We start from the raw sequence: 20498 nt of genomic DNA, 5'->3' as shown, positions 1-20498 counted from the left end.
TTGATAATGAATATGAACACATTTAGAATAGTCCTTATTATTGGCTGGTTTTTATGTTGTATTACCGGCTGTACACACAAAGAAGAAAGCGTAAAACCAAATATCATTTTTATAATGACCGACGACCAGGGGTATCCGGTTGTGGGTGCGCATGGCCATCCCTGGATTAAGACACCGGAATTGGATCAAATGTATACCCAGTCGGTACGTTTCGACCGCTTTATGATGGGCTCTACTTGCGCACCAAGTCGTGCTGGTATTATGGCTGGGGTGCATTCAATAAAAAATGGGGTTACGCATACCATTCTTGAACGCGAACGACTCAACCTGGCGGCTATCACCATCCCCGAAGTTTTAAAAACGGCGGGTTACACATCGGGGTACTTTGGCAAATGGCACTTGGGAGATGAGAAGCCTTATCAACCTGAAAACCGGGGATTCGAAGAGACATTTATTCATGGCGCAGGTGGTATTGGCCAAACTTATGCCGGATCTTGTGCCGATGTTCCTGGCAATACCTACTTTAATCCGGTGTTCAAACACAATGGCACATTTGTTAAAACCAAGGGCTATTGCACGGATATTCTGTTTAAAGCAACGTTGGGCTGGATTCAATCCCTTAAGGATTCAGATAAGCCGTTTTTTGCCTATTTATCGACCAATGCTCCGCACGGTCCTTTCGTGGCTCCTCCGAGATATCAGAAGTATTTTGAGTCCTTGGGCTTCGATAGTAAAGCTGCAGGTTTTTATGGGATGATAGAGCATATAGACCACTGTATGGGGCAAATGTTCGAGCAGTTGGAGGAGTGGGGTTTGTTAGAGAACACGATCATCATTTTTACTTCTGACAATGGGATGACCCGAATTGGTTGTGGGCTAAGAGGCTTTGACGGACGTCCACAAGTGGAATTGGGAATCGGTAAAGATGGAAAAACGATGATGTCATATAATGCCGATATGAAAGGACTTAAAGGCACGGTAAACGAAGGTGGCGTGCGCGTTCCATTCTATGTGCGCTGGGATGGTGTGATAAAAGAAGGTAGAACTCGGAATACAGTAGCCAGCTACCTGGATATTTTACCAACACTGGCCGATTTTGCCGGAGCAAAGCTTCCCGACACTCAAGTATTTGAGGGCCGGAGTTTAAAACCTTTAATTTTGGAGAAAGAGCCAAAGTGGGATGACCGTTTTCTTTTTCAGCATGTAACACGTTGGAAACACGAGGCGAATCCTGATGACTTTAAGTGGGGACAATATTCGGTACGAAACCAGCGATTTAGGCTTGTTCATGGCGAACTTTTCGATATGGAAAACGATCCACAACAAAACATCGATGTAGCCGCTGAATACCCTGAGCTTGTTGATTCGATGAAGAATGCCTACGAGAAATTCTGGGATGAAGCTCGGCCATTGATGATAAATGACGGGGTACCATTGGCAGAAGAAAAACCATTTCATGTTGATCATTTTGCGCAAAAGGATAGTATTGGTATTCCTGATTGGAATGAACCTGATTTACTTTGGGAAGAATCATATACCGGAGGACCAACCGGCCTTGAGAATTAAGGGATAAAAAAAAGAAGAATTAATACGATATTTTAATGTAGAAATCAATAAAAACATGAAAACTCGAATACTAATCTTACTTACGCTTCCAATACTGATAATTGGAATGTCGTGTACAAATCAAGCTCAGCATTCTGAGGAAGCCTGGACTGTCGACTCTCAGGAAGACTGGCAGATGAATATGGACAAAACATCAAATTTGGAAATAACAGATGGCAAAGTAATTCCTACGACTACAGAAGCTACTTTCCAAAGTACAATTAAAAAATATGCTAAAAAACGAGGTCTAAAATCTATCACCCTTTCGCAGTCGCCCGATTGGTTAAACTGGAACCCGGTTGAAAATATTGGCCCTTCAAATTTGGGCGATGCTCCGGTTGCTTTACAAATGGGGGAAGGCAATTATTGGATGTTCGGTCGTTATGTAATGAGTAAAAGTCAGAATGAGGGAAGTTTTAAAGCTGAAGATACAAGCCTAGAAGGTTTTGATATTGCCTTAAAAACTACGCCGTTTAAAAATCAGTTTGATGCTCCCGGTGGATTAAAACCCGATAAAGGTGGTTACCACGCCTGGCAAAGTAAAGATATGATTAACTGGGTACACCATGGTTCTGTTTCCGAAACGTTTTCGCGTTGGATGACCACAGCCGAATATGTGGATGGTAAGGTTTATCTGTATTACGACTTCCCGAACGACCAGGATCCGCACCTTTACATCGATGAAGATTTGACCGATGGCGAACCTGGTAAAAATATGGGAATGGCCTTTAAAGATCCATCGCATGGTTCGGACTGTGCCGTTATCCGCGACCTGGATGGTAACTTCCATATTATAGCCGAAGATTGGTCACCCATCGACGCATCGACCCATGCCTGGGATTCGCCTTTGGCAACACATGCTGTTAGCCCCGATGGATTCAACGATTTTAAAATTGTTGCCCCTCCGGTGGATGAAAGAACCAAACCTACAGGCAAATTTGCCGAATATGTCCACCCGCACTGGCACAAAGAAGATCCTAAAAACTATCCTGGAAAAACTGCAAGCGAAGATGTGCCACAACATAGAGTGAAAGCTGGAGAAACGCGCGCTTTTGCGAAATACGAAATCCACGAGCCGGAACAAAATGCTTTTGGCGATTGGGCTTCCATTTCAATTGGTGGACAATACTATTTGTTTTGCGATTACGATCCTGCCGGGAAGCATGGCCGACAGAACATGAGTGTTGCCTGGTTTACTTCTAACGACATCAATAAACAATTTACATTTTGTGGAAATATCGGTCAAGGACATCCCGATCCGGATGTGATGTTTGCCGAAGGACAATTTTATTTAATGACACAGACAAACTTCGATTATATCAGTCCGGGACCTTGGGTAGAAACTGTTGAAGTTCGCGTGGGAGTGGATACAACAAATGATAGCAACATTAACCAATGGAGCAACTGGCAGGTAGTGACGGAAAGGTATGATTACATAGAAGGTTTTGCCAAGCAGGTTAAGAAAACTCCTGCACAACTGGACCTTTCTGAGTTACCTGATGCTTATGGTTTTCAGTTTGAAATCAGAATCAATAATAACCCGGATAATGTGGCGCAGCCTGTTATTGATAAGGTATTGGTGGCTTTTGACTGATAAATAGTTTGGAATTGAATATTATAAGAAGGGGAGACTAAATCAATTAGTCTCCCCTTTTTAATTAGTTAATTTGCGTTCTTTTTGCAATTTGTAATAGCTTATTTTACCCTTACTTTTTTGCTTACCGTTTCTCCTTTAAGCGTAGAAGCAACCACAATATAAATTCCTTGATTCTCAACCGGAATAGATGTTAAACCTTGTTTGGCAGTTTGTTGACTTTGCAGAATACCAATCGTATTATATACCTTAATACTTGATGTTTCACCTTCAACAATTATTTGTCCTGAAGTGCTGTAAATAGCTAGGGGTGAGATGTTTGTTGTGGGAATGGCTGTAGCTGTACCCGCCTCGTATGCTCCAATGGTAGTAGGCGATAGGCGATCTGCGCCCGTAATGTCTGTTACTGGAACAAAATCGCCGGTCGCACCTTGTTGTTTAATAGCCGTTCCATTAGCTACAGCATAACTAATACCATTTGCAGTTGTCATTTCCTGAGGAACATTACCATCCATTGTGAAATCAATTTCAGTTGATGTATAAGTGAAAGCAGGATCTATATTATTACCTGTTGTGCCAAATCCACTTTGAGTTTGCATTACATTATTGGTGCAATTGGTTAATACAATATCGTTAGATCCATCACCAGGAGATGGGTCGGTATTGTTAACATAAATATCCACGTATGAAGAAGCATCTATACCCTCTAAGGTTGTACCTATGATGAGGTTATTAGCTATTACTGCATTAATAGTACCTCCACTACCCTTTGTTCCTTCGTGTGGGTTATGTAAATGAATTAAGCTTTGCGTATGGCTAACGGTAACATCGTCGCCTTTAACCAAACCACAATCCACGAAAGTATTGTTGATAAGGTTTATATCATTGGCCACCCAGTTATAAAGTGGTTTGGATTTAATTAAAAAACCTTCTTCGTTACTTTCGGTAGTGGTGCCATCTACAATGGTGTAATCTCTAGTACAACGCGCAAAAAAACAGTTTTCCATTGTAAGATTACCCCGCACAATATTAAATATTGGCCAAACTCCATCGTTATTAATAGCTTTGATGTCGACAAATGAACATTCAGAGAAGGTCATAAATGTAAGGTGGTTAGACTTAATTACGGCACCATCTTTTGATTGTAGGTTGCTGAATGCACATCGGGCAGCGCTAAAATAAATGTTTTTTGCAGCTCCTGCATTCAGGAAAATAATTGAACCGGCTGTTGTACCTGAAAAACCATAATTGTTAATCTTTAGATCTTCCAGGTAAATTTTTAATTGTTGATTAGCCGTATTGCCTGTAGGGTTTGTAAATAATTGAACCTCAGTTGGCATGGTGGCACCTCCTTGTAAGGTGGTTAAATTAGCGCCTTCACCTTTTATGGTAATAGATAATCCACCTAGAGACGCTATTGCAAGATTGCTGGTTTCAAAAGTACCGGCACCTACATTAACATTGTATACAGTTTCAGTTTGGTCAGCGGTATAACTTGCCGTAGCTGCAGCATACGCTGCACCTACACTTGCCATTGGGGCAGCTTCGCTTAGGCCATCGTTTGTATCGCTACCTGTTGCGGAAACATAATAATTTACTTGTGCATTGAATGCTGCCGTGAATAAACATGCAGCCATAATAGATAAAAGTTTTTTCATAATTTGAATTTATTTAAGAATTAAACGATTTTAATAGGAGTGAACTTTTGAATTAAAAGTTAGGTTAATCTGTATGTTTTAATTAGACACAACTATTTTGTGTACTTCATGATCCACTTTAATTAGATAGATACCATTGTTTAGGTTAAATGAAGCATGATCAATATGCTTAGCATCTTTTATTTTTTGCCCACCAATAGAAAATACCTCCACATCTGTTATATATGCAGCATCGACTGTAACATGGTTAAATTGAACATATACGTTGTGTTTGTATTCTATTTGTTTAATGCTGGTTGCAGAGGTCACTTCGTAGTTTAACCAGATAGTACGCTGTTTAATTTCGCTATTGCTACTGTTTAAGAAAACCTTTTCGGCATAGGTGCCCAACTCCAGTTCTGATGCATCAATACTTACAGATATCGTTTCGTTTATCTCATTAAAGAAATCGGGAGAATAGCTTAAAGAGGAAATAGTGGCTTTATTACTGCTACTCTGAGTAAAAGTTAATCCACTGCTTAAGTTCCAACCTTTTAGATTAAAAGAACTGCTACCTGTTGATCCCTTTGTCACTTCACCCAAATCAATGCTTTCACCAAATGCCATATTTACAGTAGGAGAGGAAGTTTCAAGCACCGAAACACTCTCGTTATTGGCACCGAAAGTCAGACCATCTGTTTTTCCAATCCAATCTCCCGCTTCTTGTGTAATGGCAAAGAACTTAATGCGTGCTTTACCCTCGTACGAATACCTGCATTTCCACTTATTATAGTTTTGAAAAAGGGTACTGCCGTTTTTATGATGGTCGTAAATGGTATCGTTACCAATGACAGCATAAAAGTTTCTGAACTGGTTATTTTCGTTTTGCGTTAATGTTGTACTCACATTGTTCAGTTTCATTCTGGCATAAAAAGACAATTCAAAAGGACCATCGAAATTGATCTCCGGCGTTAAAAAGTAACCAATATCGTCATCTCCAACAACAGTTGTCACATTCATTCTTGTTGCGCCACTGCTCAAACCATTATGTACCTGCCATCCTTTATAATCAGAAAAAGAGTTAATGTCGGAAGTTGTTAAGGTGCTGCCTGGCACTAGGGTACTAAAGTAGTCCGAGAACGGTATATCTACAATTTCGGATTCGTAGCCTTCGCCGGATAAAGCGATTGTTTTTGATTTTGACCCGGAGGTAATGGTTAAGTTTGCTGAATATTCGCCATCAGAATTAGGTGTAAAAATAACTTCTACAGGGATTGCATAAGTAGCGGATTCACTGCTATAGCTTGTATTTCCATTTATGGAGAATTGATTTGCACTAAATCCGGAAATAGCAAGAGAGACATCTGTAGAAGGTTCATCAACCGTTACATAAAGTGTTTTTGAGGTGGGTTCTGAACCACCAATATTAACGGTTCCAAAATCTAAATTGTCAGTGTCCGCAGAAATTTCATCCAATGTAGTTGGTTCTGTTAGCTGAATAACAAATAAGTTAATGCTTTGTGCTTTGATATCACAAGAGTAGTTTTTAAAAATATCGGGGGTAAGAATGCTTGCTTCACCGTATATTTTAGTGTCGATATCCCATGCATATTGATACACTTTTCCATTTACGCTTGCGTTGTTTATATTTAAATCCAGTCCCGCATAATCGCTTGTAGAACTGTTGATAACCCATAATGCAATTTCATTGTCGTTACCAAAGGCCATTGTTTCCACATCGGAAATGCTAGTGGTTGAGGAAGATAAATATTTGCGTTGGTAAATATGGTTGGCAAAATTTTTCATTACATAGTACGAACGCATTCTTTTGCCTTCTGTACCTGAAGTGAAATAAATATTACGTGTTTCTGAACTTACCCCTCTCGACCACACTTCAAATATAAGTTCGCCTTGTAATCCGGCGGCATACATAGTTGCTTTTTCCGAATATACTCCCAAGATAGTTCCAATAGTTTCAGGTTCTTCGCCATTGGTTCTGCCACCTCCGGCATTGCCACTTTCGTCGCAATAGGCAGGTTTGCCCACAATTGTGCAGGCATCCACAAATTCGTCCCAAAGGTGCGACTGTTTATTTAGGTTGTGGCTCGAAAATGCGGTGTACATATCCGCATAGCCACTTTTGCTGCCAACACTTTCAACATACGAAACTCCCTGGGAAACCGCCCAAGAGGCAGGACTAGCATACATGGGTTGTGGTACGCCACGTGAGCTACACTCCGAATTTACTTTTTGTATGATTTGGTGCGCTCGATCAACGGTAATAACGCTCCATTCTTTAGAAACGGATATGTAGCTAATAGTAACACCATTGTCGTGCATCAGTTCCAAATAATCGGCTAGGAAAACACCGTACTTGTCCGTATCGAACCGGGTGGTTGGTTTGTAATCACAAATCCAGTCGGGCAGGTTATTTTGACCGTTATAGCCATTGTAATCACTTTTCATCGTCGCCCAAAATTTCACATCGGGATTCGCGATTTTTACCATCTTCATACTTGCAATGGCATTATCGTAAAATGCAAAGTTAGTAGTCCCTTCTATAAGTTCCTGTTTTTTGTCGTAGGAAACACGGCAAACCATATTTTCGATGTCCTGATAACACCAGTTGGCAATTTCCTGAGGGTTAGCTGCACTCTGTAAAAATGAAGCACTGCGCTCCATATCTGCACCAATCATGGTTATGGTTTGGTGTTGGGCAGCATAATCAACTGTTATTGATTGTGCTGAAATGGAGATCCAACCCGAAAGTATACAGGAAATCAGAAGAAGTAGATTTTTCTTATTCATATTTTATTTAATTTGAATATTAGTAGCTGTGGTTAGTGTTCTTGAATTAATAGCTATGTTTCAAATATATGATATAGTTTAATTTGCGATGTAAGTATATAATTCAATTGTTTTTTATTATAAAGCATAATGCTTTGTGAAGTGCTGTACTTAATGATCAGGTAATGAGAAGAATGAGTGGGAATATGAACTATATGTCATATAAGTCGACTGAAATCTTATAGTGACTTACCCCGGATTATTTAATGGAGATATGTAAGGCGCTTTTATTTACCATAAAACAAGGAGTTGAGACCAGTTAACGAAACGCCTTGTTTTGAGTTAATTGAAATGCGTAACCGGATTTCTAATGCATATTGCGGGTATAATCAAAAATTTCATTCAGAAAGTGACTTTGAATAGGCACTTATAGTTTTTGAATCGTCAATAATACTTCTCTATATCTAATATGAGTAAATTTATGAACGATAAAGACAATTTAATGAAGCATGTTATAAACTAATAATCCATTATCAAATAGATGAAAAAAATATTCTTAATTTTAATAATAGCCTTTATAACGGGTTTATCATTTACTCAGGCGCAGAATTGTGGAGATATTATTAATGACACTTTCGATAACGATGGGACATTGCCCACTCAATGGACCGAGTATAATACATCCGGTCAGGTGACGGTGAGCGGGGCAGAAATGGTTTTCGATTATACCTCGGCCAAACCATCTGCATATCGAACATTTAACGCAGTTAACGGTAAGTGTTACTATTCCTTTAAGATAAAAAGTCAGAGAAACTGGTTTAAGGCAAAAATGAATCTTGAAGCAGGTAACGGTGATTTGATAACCAGTATTCTTTTTGGCAATGATGGTAAGAAGGATATTCTGTATGCCACCGACCTGGATGCATCAAATAACCCCACTTCGTATGTCGGAGCGCTGGATGCTTCTTTTAGTTCCAATACAGAATATCTGGTTTTGCTGATTGTTGATACAGAGAATAAAACCTTCGACTTTTATATAGATGGGGAGTTAAAAGTTTCTGGTGTAGCATTTTTGGAGAATGCTACTGGTTTTGGAAAGATTGATATTCAGCAAATTTCCATGTATGGAGGTAGTGGCAAGGTATATTTCGATAATGTTCAGATAACTCAGGATAACGTTATTCGTGTTAACCTGGAAGCGGCCATTGCTAATGCCCGGGAACACCTTGACGAAATCAACATCGGAACAGGAAATGGTGAATATTCACAGGGTGTTGTAGACGTTTTTCAGTCCAAAATTGATGAGGCATCATCGGTTTATGCAAATTGTGAAGCATCTCAAGATGAGGTAGACAGTGCTGTAGTGTTTTTGGAAACAGCATGGAGCAGTTTTGACGATTCGCGTAATTGGGGCATGCAGGATATTTCTATTACCATAGATCCAACAAATGTACTTTGTGAAAGAAATCCTATATGGTTTGGCGGGAACAATACTTATAATGGAAGCGGACAAGGTCTTTGGGACAGTAGTAATGAAAGGTGTCATTATAATGTGATTGATTTGGCCAATTATACGGGAGCGCCAGGTTATCGTTTTCCGGGAGGAACCATGGCCAATTTGTACCGATGGAAGAGAGCTATAGGACCAGTAGATCAACGTATTGATAACCTAAATAGTCACGGATCGGCAGGCCCCTTAAGTAACGAGTTTGGCCCTGATGAATTTGGGCATATGTTAGAAAATACGCATTTAAATAAAGGTGTGATCGTGGTAGCTTTTAATTGGGAAACAGTACAGGACGCAGCTGATTATGTAGAGTATATGAACGCTGAGGTGGGAGAGAACCCAAATGGAGGTACCGATTGGGCTCAGGTTCGTGCAGACAATGGCCATCCTGAACCGTACAATGTTAAATATTGGGAGATAGGAAACGAACTTAATGGTACTTGGGAGCTAAGCGTTTGTAACTATCCGGCAAGTGGTGATGCCAACAGGGGTGGAGACGAAATTTTAAATGGAAAAGTGGGAGTATATGTACATGGGGATCCTCGTTCCTTTACCAACCAAAGGGCTGCTAAACAAACATCGTGGGTACAATCTGTTTGTGTGGTAGACGGTTCGGCCAATCAGGAATTTTATACCAAGTTTTGCCCGGTTGACTTAAGCAAAAGTTTTACCCTTACTATTAATGGGGTAACATGGAACAGGGTTGCTGACCTTTCAAGTTCCGGGTCAAATGACTTGCATTATACTGTAGATGCCGAAACAGGTAAAATTTCTTTTGGAGATGGCACTAATGGAAGTGTGCCTTCAGGAGGATATAATGTAATGCTGAATTACTCCACCGATGAACTGGACGGGTTCCCGGAATACTACGAAGCGATGAAAGCTGTTGATCCAAGTATTGAAGTAATCAGCTGTTGGGAAGAGGAAGAGTTTTACCGAGAGATGGCCGAGATCAATGCTCCATTCGATGGTGTAACCAAGCATTATTATCCAAGTGGAACAGTAGAAGCAGGTGATGAATACAAAATGGTGATGAAAAAGTCGGTGAGTTATAAAAGCAAAATTCAAAGTCACCTGAATCATTTATCGGATCACAGCAATTCATCACTGTCCGGTAAGAATGTACAACAACATTTAACCGAATTTTTCGGAGGAAAAACGATTGGTGTGGTTACTCAGCTGTGTGTAATGTGGCATGATATTATCAATTCATATTCTGATGATATGGGAAATATGATGGCACACTCGTACTTTAAAAATGATAATACCCCAATGGTAAATACAGGTGGAAACTTTGTCTCGGCAAAAGGACTTCCTTATCACATATTTACACATTTACATCAGGATAAGTTTGTAGAAGCTGAATATCAGGGTGGTTCTTATACATACAGCAATACCAGTATTCAAAATAGTTATCCAACGGCCAGTATAAATGAGGAAGGAAATGTATTAACACTGGTTGTACCTAATACGCTGGATGAAGACGAATTAAGGGCCAGCATTAATATTTCAAATTATGGTTTTGGTTTTTCTGAAGTGATAGGTAAAAAATGGGTGGCCACAGCGTATGATATTTATACCGAAAACACTTCTGCGTCTCCTTATAATGTAAGTGTTGAAGGACCGTTCGACATTGAATTAGGTCAATCGCTCACGGATACTGTTCAGCCATTCTCTGTTGCTATATATCAGTGGATTGTTGAAGAACGCGACTTTTTAAGTGATTTAAGCGAGGTGGTTGATGGTGAGGATATTAATAAGGACGAAGGTTTTGGCAGTGAGGGAAATATGACCGTAAATGGAATTACCTATGAAAAAGGTATTGGTGTTGAGGCAGGAACTTCTGTTACTTATAATTTGAATGGTAATTACCTGACTTTTTTAACTGAGTTTGGCTTAGATGACAGCTATACCGGAGGTGAATTTAATATGGCAGTTTACGTTGATGATGAGTTGGCATATCAAAGTGCTGATATCAATTCAAACTCTCCGACTCCTGTGTTAAATATTGATGTTAGCGATGCGGATAAATTAAGAATCGAAACATATTCAACCTTAAGTTCCGACGGCGAAGAGTTCATCATTTTTGGGAATGCCCGCTTGATTAATGGTGATGAGGACAATAGTATCGGTTCAGGCTTAAATGTAAGCCATAATATTCAAGTAGCTCCTAACCCTTTTGATTCTAATATGAAAATTGAATTACCTAAAATAGAATCAGGTAAAGTTATATTGCTGGATATGGCAGGTAATATTCAGTATAGTGCGGTATTTAATGAATCAGATCAGATATATGTCGATCATATTTCTGTACCTGCAGGAACTTATGCATTATTGGTTTATGCAGATGGTGTTATTTACTCAACCAAAGTGGTGAAAAGATAATGGTTGTTTATCTTCAATGTTTATAGTTGGCGCGTGACAAGCTTCCGCTTTGTCACCACCAGACAAAGTTTCGGGAAACAAAGTTTCTGTTACCCTTCGGGCAGATTGGACATTTTGTATTGACAAATTGGAGATTAAGGTAAGACAGATTAGTTGTGAATTATATACAAGGGTGTTGTTTTTCAACACCCTTGTTTAATTTAATTTATTTGTAGTTTACAGTAACTGGTTCAAAAACATCCGTCCTGAAAGGACGTGCAGGCAGGTTGGTATCATTTATTAGATTTACTTTTGGCATTGCTGCAAAAGCATACCGTACATACAAGGGTTTGCTGATTTTATCGCAGGTTAAAACAACGGTTTTGCCTTTAATTTTGGCACTCGCTCTATACCATGTGTTTGTATCGTCAGATAGCCAAAAAGCGCTGGGATCTTCTCCATCGGTAGTTTTTAAACCTTTGGCATTGGTGTAATGGATGACTATTCTATTTTTCTTTACCAAGGTCTTTTTTAGTATCGGTCCTTCTGCCATAATTGATTTGTTGAAGGTGTTCTTTTGAGCTAAAAGCGCCAGCCTCTGTCCAATGGGCAACTTGTCACTGGGGTGGATGTTGTTTTTATCTCCCAAATCAATGGTAGTGGCTACTGCAGTATGGGGCAATGTTAAAACCTGGCATTGCGATTCCCTTATCCAAGCCCAGGATGGTGCAGTGGGACTTTCCAAAATCTCATCCGATTTAGATTTTTTATGCAATTTAGAACCGAATCCTGGCAACATAACTGCCATAAACTGGAGGTCATCTTTTTGCCACTCATGCCTGATTCTTTCTACCCACATCGGCAGCGTTGTTCCGTACTGTATCATATTGTTCATGCCATTGCTATTGGCCTCACCCTGGTACCATACCAGGCCGCGGCAAGCATAAGGGGCCAGCGGTTTCATCATGGCATTGTATATAATGTTAGGCTGGGTGCGGAGAAAGATGTCGTCTTTTCTGTTTCTTGCACCGGAGATAGATAATATGCTGTCAATGCGGACTTTTTTATTGCCATCCGCATCAAACTTTTTCATGATGTTTTTAAAATGAGGGAGTTTTTCTGTCATATCCCTTGGCATCCAGCCTTCAATGGATGAACTTCCCCACGAAGTCAGTATAATACCAACCGGCATATGGATAGATTTTTGCAGGAAATAAGCAAAGGTAAAAGCAACTGCACTTGGCGGATTTTTGATTTCCCATTTTCCACCCACATATTTTTGTTCTTTAAAGGCCACTGTATTTTCTACTTTAAAGGTTCTTATGTTGTTCAATATTGAATCCAATGCTTTTATTTCGGGAATTTGATGGTATCCCATAAACATATTCGACTGACCAGAACAAACCCAAACCTCACCAATTAAAACATCATTGAACTGAATCGTTTCTGAACCGGATTTTATTTTAAATGTATACGGGCCTCCGGCTTTTTGCTTGGGTAAAGTGGTTTCCCATGTACCATCCATATTTACTTTTACACTTGCACTGTCGCCGTTGAGTATAACTATAACATGGCTATGAGGAATAGCTTCGCCCCATACTTTAACCGGCATCTCTCGTTGTAATACCATATGCTCTTTAAAAAGAGAGCCCAGTTTGAGTTTTTGTGAAACTAAATTGCCATGGGCAAGAAGGGAGATAAATAGTGTGCATGATAAGATACGAAAAGTTGTAAGCATATATAATTTATTTAAATGAGAAAGAGGTTTGATGGGAGACTTTTACGGTAATTAAGCCAACCATTCAAACCTCCAAAATGATCTAATTGTTTTTTATAAGTAAGTTATCCTTTCAATACATTTTCCCAGCCTTGAGTTCGGATCATTTTCCCCACTTCACGAAGAACTTTTACATCTTCGGGATGCATCTCTCCGGAAGGCAGCGGGCCAGTGTTCAGCAGCAGATTTGCCGGATATTTGTCAGCACGCTGAAGCATGGCTATCACTTCATCTTTGGTTTTGTGCTTGCCATCCTGGCTTTGGGCATATCCCCATTTATTGCGCTGCAGGTGATCGCATATCTCCAATGGTTTTGGAGGAGTTCCGTCAGCTTTGTATTTGCGTTCCGGAGCCAAAAAGTCTTCGGTGCCCAATACACCTTGCTTGTATGAAACCAACATGTGCGGTTGTTTAGCGTGGATCATGTCATATAGCTCTTGCAGTTTAAATTGGGCAAAGTCTCCGGAAGCCGGAACTCCATGGCCATCAAGCCAAATACCGCCCACATTGGGGAACATAGTGAGCAATTCATCTACCTGATTATAAAGGAAGTCCACATAAATGCTCAAATCGTGCTCATCGCCATATTTATATAAAGGTTCCTGTGTTTCGTATTTAGGTCGTGCATTGCCTCCCCAATTATCATTGTTAGGCGCATGGGGATGACGCCAGTCGCGCCCATGTGAATAATAAAGGTAAAAGGCAAGCCCTTTTTTGTTACACTGCTCATAAAGCTCAGCTATTAAATCTCTTTTAGCAGGTGAGTTGGTGCTTTTAAAGTCGGTATATTTTGTATCCCACAAGCAAAAGCAATCGTGGTGGCGGGTAGTGATATTGATGTATTTCATTTCAGCCTCCAATGCCAGGTCAGTAATGAAATCGGCATCGAACTTATCGGCTGTAAAACGGTCGGCCAATTTTGCATATTCAGCCACATGTATTTTATCAGACAACTGGACCCATTCGCCTCGTCCCAATAACGAATACAAACCATAGTGGATAAACATACCGTAGCGGGCTTCCCGAAACCATTCAATGGCTGCCTTACGCGGATCGGTAGCATATAAATCCTTTTTACCTTTTAAAAAAGGAGGCAAGGATTCTTCTTTTTGTCCTACACAACTAGGAAAAAACATGGCAGCTGTTCCTGCAAGCGCTGATAATTCAATAAACTTTCTTCTGTTCATATTGTGTTTTGTTATATATTATCTTTCAATAATTAGGGTGTTTGTCTTATATTTTTCCCGGGCCATATTTTGTTTGTTAAAATGATCGCTGGTTTTGTTTCTCAACTTAGCCAGAATTTCGGACCCATCATATTTTTCTACCAGGTTATTCATCTCATTGGGGTCATCTTTTAAATTAAAGAGTTGTTCATAATCCGGCTTCCTTGAGGTAAAGTTCAAATCTTCTTCAGTATATTTTCCTTTTTTAATTTGGAACATACGTATATATTTCCAATCACCCAACCTAATACCTTCGCAAACAGGATTACCTCGTCCTGTGTATAAACTTTCCAGAAACAACTCTTTTCTCCATTTGCGGTTCCTTCCTTTTATCAAAGGAACCAGACTTTCTCCCTGCATGCAAGCGGGAGGGGTAATTCCCGCATAATCCAATATGGTGGAGGGAATATCAAGGCTTGATACCAATTTGTTTTCTGTCTTACCTTTTGATTTCGCAGGTAATCTCGGGTCATATATAAAGCAAGGTATTTTAGTGGTTAAATCATATAATAACGCTTTGCCACCCATGCCATATTCACCCATTAATAAACCATGGTCACTGGCAAAAATTATCACTGTGTTTTTACTAAGTCCTTTTTCGTTCAAAGCTTTCACCATATCTCCTATTACCTTGTCCATGGCTGATATCTGCTGGTAGTATCGGATATGGTGCTCGTAACATGAGATGGTATCATAATCGTATTTGTATACTTTGGTTGCTCTTCCTTTGTTCTGATCCAGCACCTGGTAAGGGATATGAACATAAGGATCCGTAGCCGTTTCTTCCGGTATTTGAATGTTCATGTTTCGGTAAAGCGTATCGTAAAATGGGTGACCTTTGAGCTTTTCGTATTCGTTGGCCGGAATCATGCAATCCTCCGCCTCTTTATTTCCCGGGTACATGGATTTTATCTGGCTACCATGAGGAACCGAGAAACTAACAGACAAACAGAAGGGTTTTTCACTGGGTACATCATCCAGAAATTCCACAATGCTTTCGCCCATCACAGGGGTGATGATATCTTCGCCGGAATCGAAATATTCAGCACAATTCCTGGCTGTCTTGGGCCAGAACTTAGCCCAACCGTCATGTGCTCTCCAGTAATCAAACTTTGCTTTGGCCTTACCTTTAAAAGTATAATATTCCATACCAAACTTACCAATAAATCCGGTATAATAACCATTTTTTCGTAGCATTTCAGGATAGGAGTGGGCCCACTGATCTTCGGTGAGTTTATAGGAAGATGTAAAACCGACTCCGCTCATGCGTTCGTTTAACCCTGTGAATAAAGCCACCCTGCTAGGTGCACAAATAGGTTCGGCAATATAAGTATTTGAGAAACGAACTCCATTATTGATCAGTTTATCTACATGGGGCGTTTGGATATGTGGATGCCCCATGGCCCCAAAAGTATTATCGCGCTGGTCATCAGCCAGCAGAAAAATAATGTTGGGATGCTTATCCTGAGCATAACTGCCCATGAAAGTAAGTAAGGCAACAAGTATGAAATATGTTTTTTGCATTTTATATCTTAAATTTTGGGGTTTGATGCTTTGTACCACAACAGAAATTACAAAAGAAATAAATCCAAGACATAATACACTAATTCCTTTCATTATTCTATCAATATCTTTCTGGTTGTTATTTGATTGTCCGAATACAATTTAATCAGATAAAAACCTTTTGATAATCCGGTTACATCAATTGTTTTTTCTTTTACGACCTTGTTCAAAAGAACATTCCCCGATAAATCACAGATACTTATATTGTATTCTTCCGAATAATATTCATCACTTATCTCTAAATGAATAATTCCGTTTATTACGGGATTGGGGTAAATGGAAAACTCAGACATTAGCTCATTTATACCATTGCTTGTGTCCAGATCAGGCCCGTTTTCATAATTTTCTTGTATATAAGCCACCGGAGACTCGTGGTTGGCATAATATTCCCCAACCGAATTAAGCGTTACCGGATAACGCACCGACATTACGGTTTGGGCTGAAGTTTGTGAAGGTTGCCAGGTAAAGATGCAGTATCGTTCCACAAAGTCAGCATTATCCATCATCTCGCAGTATGCCTGAACATTGGTGAGTACCTGGGCTTCGGTTTTGTCTTTTTCATTGGCAGCCCAGATATCCCCATAATTCCATTCGGTTACCCAAATGGGCACTTGATACTGATCGTAGAAATCTTTCAGCCAGTTGTAAAAGTTTTCTGCCGACATAATTTTATAATAGTGTACCGGGATAAAGTCGATACGGTAACCGGCTGCGATTGCTTTCGGCATAAATTCATCAAGCCATGCCCTGCCTTTTGCGCCATCAGTTACCGCTGGGGCTCCCAATCGTAAGCCTGAAGCTTGCAGAATTTCGTATTTCTCAATAGCCTTATCTACTGTCATATTGGCTTGATTCTCACCATCGGGTTCGTTAAATGCTAAATGATGGGTGATGGCCATATTATTTCCCATGGTAGTCATTTTATCAATGCCGGCACCACCACTCCAGTCCATAATTACATATTCGCATTCTGTCATACTTACATCTGCACTGCCCCAGTCGTAAAACCAGTCAGACTTTAAAGCAAGTACCACATCATTGTTATCACTTTTTCCGCTGGAACCACGTTTCTTCGTATCCCGCCATGGTCCAACTCTCATAAATGAAATACTTTGCTGAAGTTCTGCAGGGAAATTTAATTCCAATGAATGATCCGCAGCAACATACACCTTGCTTACACCACTACCATTTACATTTTGTGCCACGGTTAACATATAACCTTTTTCTAGTTTAAAAGATACTGCTTTGTCCTCGAAATCACCCAGGTTTCCATTGTAGTAGCCACATCTGTAGGAAATTTCATCACCCTGGGAACTTGAAGATGAATAAAGCGTGAGCACATTTTCATCTATGAAAGAATTCTCAAAGTCCGCAATGGCTGTTTGCAAGTTCGCCGAGGCTGCATCAATTTCCACCTGTATGGCATCGCAATTGTTCAGGATTGTTTCACTCTGCTCTTTAGCTAGCTTCAATGCCTCATAAGATTCAGACGAGTAGCCATAAAGCGGACTTATTACCGCTGAAATAGTCAGGTCTTCAGCGCTATTGATACCTGCCGAAAGAACAGAACGATCAGCCCCCGGATAAGCCAAAGCTATATTATCAAAAAAGAAGCGTCCTTCACTGCTATACATAGATATTTGCGTGATGCGTACTTTGGCAATGTCGCCGGCCGTTTCTATAAATGATATAGCCCCTGCTTTTTTTGCACCATCTTCATAAAAATCAATGGTTTTATTTTCAAAGTCAATGGTGGCTGCCATAGTATAAGTATAGTTCTTAGCATAACTACCATCCACCAAAGATCCGGAAAAGGAAGTTGGGCTATGGGAAGCATCCAGTGAGGTAGCATACTGGATATTACCTACACCATCATTTCCAATCATAATACTGGTTACATACTTATCATCCGATGATAAAATATCAAACCGACATTTTACCCAATTACGGGTGCTTTCAACATCGAAAGATACGGTCACCTCCTCACTCACCGGTGTAAAAGTACGATAGGCACCTGGCTGATCGGCGGTGTAGTCAAACTTTAATTGGGCACCATCAACGGTTACCTGACCTGATGTATTAAACTCAGTCCATTCTGACGGAAGGCTTCCATCGGTACTAAACTCATCGATAAAGATGTTAGTGCCACATGTTTGGGCATCTGCCATAGACAGAATGCTAATCAGTATTGTGAGAATTAAAATAGATTTTGATTTCATAGATTAATCTTTAATTTCATGTTCGTAATAGCTATTAAGGATTAGCTATTTCAATTAGTTCCGAATCATAATTTTTTGCACCGCATTTATTTCTGCATTTTCAATACGAAGCATATAGAAGCCGCTTTTAAAATTAGCGACATCAAGTTGGGTTTTATTATGCACTAGCATTACTTCGTTGCCACTAACATCATAAAGATGCAACGTAAATTCCTTCGGTGCGGCCTTCGGGAACATCAGGTTGATTATCCCATTGGTTACAGGGTTAGGAAACACGGAAATATTCGCATCTGAAGCTAATTGCGTCTCTATACCGGTTCCAATATTGGGACCTTGTTCATATACTTCCTGAGTATAGGAAGGATATGGAGATTCATGAGCTTTGTAATATTCTCCAATTATGTTGAAAACAATGGGCGTCCTTGTTTCAAAAATAGATAATTGCCCCGCACTTGGTTGAAAGTAGAACATGGAATAACGCTCAATAAAAGAACAGGTGTCCATCATGTTATTGATGCTTTGTAATTTCGCTAACGCTACTTCATCTGTAATCACCGGCGAGCCCATTCCAGGGTTACCGTAATTGTATTCTGTCACCCAAATAGGCACATTATATTTATCGTGCAGAGCTTTATATCTATCATAGTACCCTTTGGGTGAACGGCGCACATAATCGTGTATAGCAATAAAATCGACCCGGTAACCTTTTGCCACACAGGAATCCATAAATTCATTGATCCAGGTCAATCCGCCATGAGACACAGCAGGGGAACCCAGTCTTAGTCCTGATGCAAATAAGTTTGGATATACCTCAAGCGCACGTTCTACTGACATGTTGGACTGGTCTTCCAGGTCAGGTTCATTAAATCCCAAATGGTGGTTAAAAGCCATATTCTGACCTGCCGCTCGGGTAGCCGATAGGCCGCTAAAGCCATCACCACCGCTCCAGGACATGGGAACAAATTCACGCTCGGCGGTACTGTATCCATTGGTCATTCCCCAGGCGTAGTACCATTCCGAACCCAGGGCATCCTGAACATCCACCCCTTTACCACAACTTCCTTTTTTCTGCTTTTCGAACCACGGACTAATGCGCATAAAAGAAATACTGTGCTGTAACTCCTCCGGGAAAATTATTTCCAGGTCATCATCCTGAGCGATATATACCTTACTAAAACCTTTCCCGTCTGCATCTTGGGCAAATGTGGCCATATAGCCTCTGTCCAGTTTAAAAGACACAGGAATGTCTTCGAAATCACCGAGGTTACCGTTGTAGTATCCGCATTTGTATTCACGCTCAATACCAGAAAAATCACTATCAGCATAAAGTGTTAATACAGGTTCATCCATGAAAGATGCATTAAAGGCAGCTTGTGCTGCCAATACATCATTTTCGGCCTGAGCGAGCTCCACTTCGGTTACCTCGCAAATTGTCAATAACGGGGTCGCATCCTCAATGCTTTCCTTTAATGCCAGATAGGTTTCTTTTGTATAGCCATACTGGGGGCTTAAAATGACTTCACTTATCGCATCCTGTGCCTCAGAAATAACCGTAGCCAAACCGGAACGATCAATACCTTGATAAGCCAGTTCAATATTATCGAAGTAAAAACGACCTTCGTTACTGTACATCGATAATTGCGAGATGTCAATTTTGGCGACATCTGTCGCATCTTCCAGGAAAGCAACATTTGCAGCTTTGATTACATCCCCCTGGTAAAAGGACAATGTTTTTGTTTCAAAATTTATAACAATGCTAACAGAGTAAATCGTGTTTTTACTGTAAACTCCATCTAGCAACGATCCGGCATAAGATGTTGGATTGTTTGAAGCATCAAGGGCCGTGGCATACTGAATGTTTTTTATTCCATCGTTCCCAATTATCAAACCTGTTATGTATTGGCCAAATGATGAGCGTATGTTTAACTTACACTTCGCCCAGTTTCTTGTACTGGATACATCAAATGAAATAGATAAGTTTTGTGTCTCTGCATCAAATGTACGATAAGCTGACGGTAGGGAAGCAGTATAATCAAATTCCAGACTGCCGTCTACTACAGTCACCTGTCCATTGGTGTTATATTCGGTCCATGCTGCAGGCAAAGCACCATCTTCGCTAAAAGAATCGTAAAATACGCTTTCGCATGATACGGTCTGCGCCAGTAGATTAGAGGCAATAAGAAGAAACAGTGTAATAAAAATAGTCGTAAGTCTCATTT

Annotated in this window: 10 protein-coding genes; 3 read left to right on the top strand and 7 right to left on the bottom strand. The window is 40.2% G+C overall.

Annotated features, from left to right (window positions below; genetic code table 11):
* Positions 1 to 12: 12 nt before the first annotated feature.
* Entirely contained in the window at positions 13 to 1566 is a 1554-nt protein-coding gene (locus tag ACRD64_RS00325) for an arylsulfatase (RefSeq protein WP_430931150.1), read from the top strand.
* A 55-nt stretch (positions 1567 to 1621) separates the two neighbouring features.
* Complete coding sequence (locus tag ACRD64_RS00320) at positions 1622 to 3199, top strand: hypothetical protein (protein ID WP_430931149.1); 1578 nt, start codon at positions 1622 to 1624, stop codon at positions 3197 to 3199.
* Between the two features lie 101 nt (positions 3200 to 3300).
* Here the strand turns inward: ACRD64_RS00320 and ACRD64_RS00315 are convergent, their stop codons facing one another.
* Together ACRD64_RS00315 and ACRD64_RS00310 are read right to left on the bottom strand one after the other, a co-directional pair.
* The gene (locus ACRD64_RS00315; RefSeq protein ID WP_430931148.1) at positions 3301 to 4857 is read right to left on the bottom strand and encodes a hypothetical protein; all 1557 of its coding nucleotides are present in this window, start codon (positions 4855 to 4857) and stop codon (positions 3301 to 3303) included.
* A gap of 78 nt (positions 4858 to 4935) precedes the next feature.
* A complete protein-coding gene (locus ACRD64_RS00310; protein WP_430931147.1) occupies positions 4936 to 7644 on the bottom strand; it encodes a hypothetical protein in 2709 nt (902 codons plus the stop codon).
* Positions 7645 to 8164: 520 nt separating this feature from the next.
* Between ACRD64_RS00310 and ACRD64_RS00305 the strand changes: the two genes are divergently transcribed.
* Positions 8165 to 11515 carry an NPCBM/NEW2 domain-containing protein gene (locus tag ACRD64_RS00305; RefSeq protein ID WP_430931146.1) on the top strand — a complete coding sequence of 1117 codons (3351 nt, stop codon included), beginning with the start codon at positions 8165 to 8167 and terminating at the stop codon, positions 11513 to 11515.
* A gap of 205 nt (positions 11516 to 11720) precedes the next feature.
* On the opposite strand, the gene ACRD64_RS00300 is transcribed toward ACRD64_RS00305, so the two are convergent.
* The 5 genes from ACRD64_RS00300 to ACRD64_RS00280 form a co-directional block, all read right to left on the bottom strand.
* Positions 11721 to 13232 carry a sialate O-acetylesterase gene (locus ACRD64_RS00300; protein WP_430931145.1) on the bottom strand — a complete coding sequence of 504 codons (1512 nt, stop codon included), beginning with the start codon at positions 13230 to 13232 and terminating at the stop codon, positions 11721 to 11723.
* Positions 13233 to 13336: 104 nt separating this feature from the next.
* Positions 13337 to 14458 (bottom strand): alpha-L-fucosidase, encoded by a 1122-nt coding sequence (locus tag ACRD64_RS00295; RefSeq protein WP_430931144.1) that lies wholly within the window; start codon positions 14456 to 14458, stop codon positions 13337 to 13339.
* An 18-nt stretch (positions 14459 to 14476) separates the two neighbouring features.
* Positions 14477 to 16021 carry a sulfatase-like hydrolase/transferase gene (locus ACRD64_RS00290; RefSeq protein ID WP_430931143.1) on the bottom strand — a complete coding sequence of 515 codons (1545 nt, stop codon included), beginning with the start codon at positions 16019 to 16021 and terminating at the stop codon, positions 14477 to 14479.
* Between the two features lie 92 nt (positions 16022 to 16113).
* Positions 16114 to 18279 carry a glycosyl hydrolase gene (locus ACRD64_RS00285; protein ID WP_430931142.1) on the bottom strand — a complete coding sequence of 722 codons (2166 nt, stop codon included), beginning with the start codon at positions 18277 to 18279 and terminating at the stop codon, positions 16114 to 16116.
* Between the two features lie 54 nt (positions 18280 to 18333).
* Positions 18334 to 20496 carry a glycosyl hydrolase gene (locus ACRD64_RS00280; RefSeq protein WP_430931141.1) on the bottom strand — a complete coding sequence of 721 codons (2163 nt, stop codon included), beginning with the start codon at positions 20494 to 20496 and terminating at the stop codon, positions 18334 to 18336.
* Positions 20497 to 20498: the final 2 nt, after the last annotated feature.

This window comes from Saccharicrinis sp. 156, from assembly GCF_050589685.1.
Lineage (GTDB): Bacteria > Bacteroidota > Bacteroidia > Bacteroidales > Marinilabiliaceae > Saccharicrinis.
This window is presented reverse-complemented; position numbering and strand designations above follow the sequence as displayed.

Excerpts from the sequence above, each read along its gene's own strand:
- ACRD64_RS00280 (WP_430931141.1), bottom strand. The coding sequence starts at position 20,496 with ATGAGACTTACGACTATTTTTATTACACTGTTTCTTCTTATTGCCTCT.
- ACRD64_RS00285 (WP_430931142.1), bottom strand. The coding sequence starts at position 18,279 with ATGAAATCAAAATCTATTTTAATTCTCACAATACTGATTAGCATTCTG.
- ACRD64_RS00320 (WP_430931149.1), top strand. The coding sequence starts at position 1,622 with ATGAAAACTCGAATACTAATCTTACTTACGCTTCCAATACTGATAATT.
- ACRD64_RS00325 (WP_430931150.1), top strand. The coding sequence starts at position 13 with ATGAACACATTTAGAATAGTCCTTATTATTGGCTGGTTTTTATGTTGT.
- ACRD64_RS00300 (WP_430931145.1), bottom strand. The coding sequence starts at position 13,232 with ATGCTTACAACTTTTCGTATCTTATCATGCACACTATTTATCTCCCTT.
- ACRD64_RS00290 (WP_430931143.1), bottom strand. The coding sequence starts at position 16,021 with ATGCAAAAAACATATTTCATACTTGTTGCCTTACTTACTTTCATGGGC.
- ACRD64_RS00310 (WP_430931147.1), bottom strand. The coding sequence starts at position 7,644 with ATGAATAAGAAAAATCTACTTCTTCTGATTTCCTGTATACTTTCGGGT.
- ACRD64_RS00295 (WP_430931144.1), bottom strand. The coding sequence starts at position 14,458 with ATGAACAGAAGAAAGTTTATTGAATTATCAGCGCTTGCAGGAACAGCT.
- ACRD64_RS00305 (WP_430931146.1), top strand. The coding sequence starts at position 8,165 with ATGAAAAAAATATTCTTAATTTTAATAATAGCCTTTATAACGGGTTTA.
- ACRD64_RS00315 (WP_430931148.1), bottom strand. The coding sequence starts at position 4,857 with ATGAAAAAACTTTTATCTATTATGGCTGCATGTTTATTCACGGCAGCA.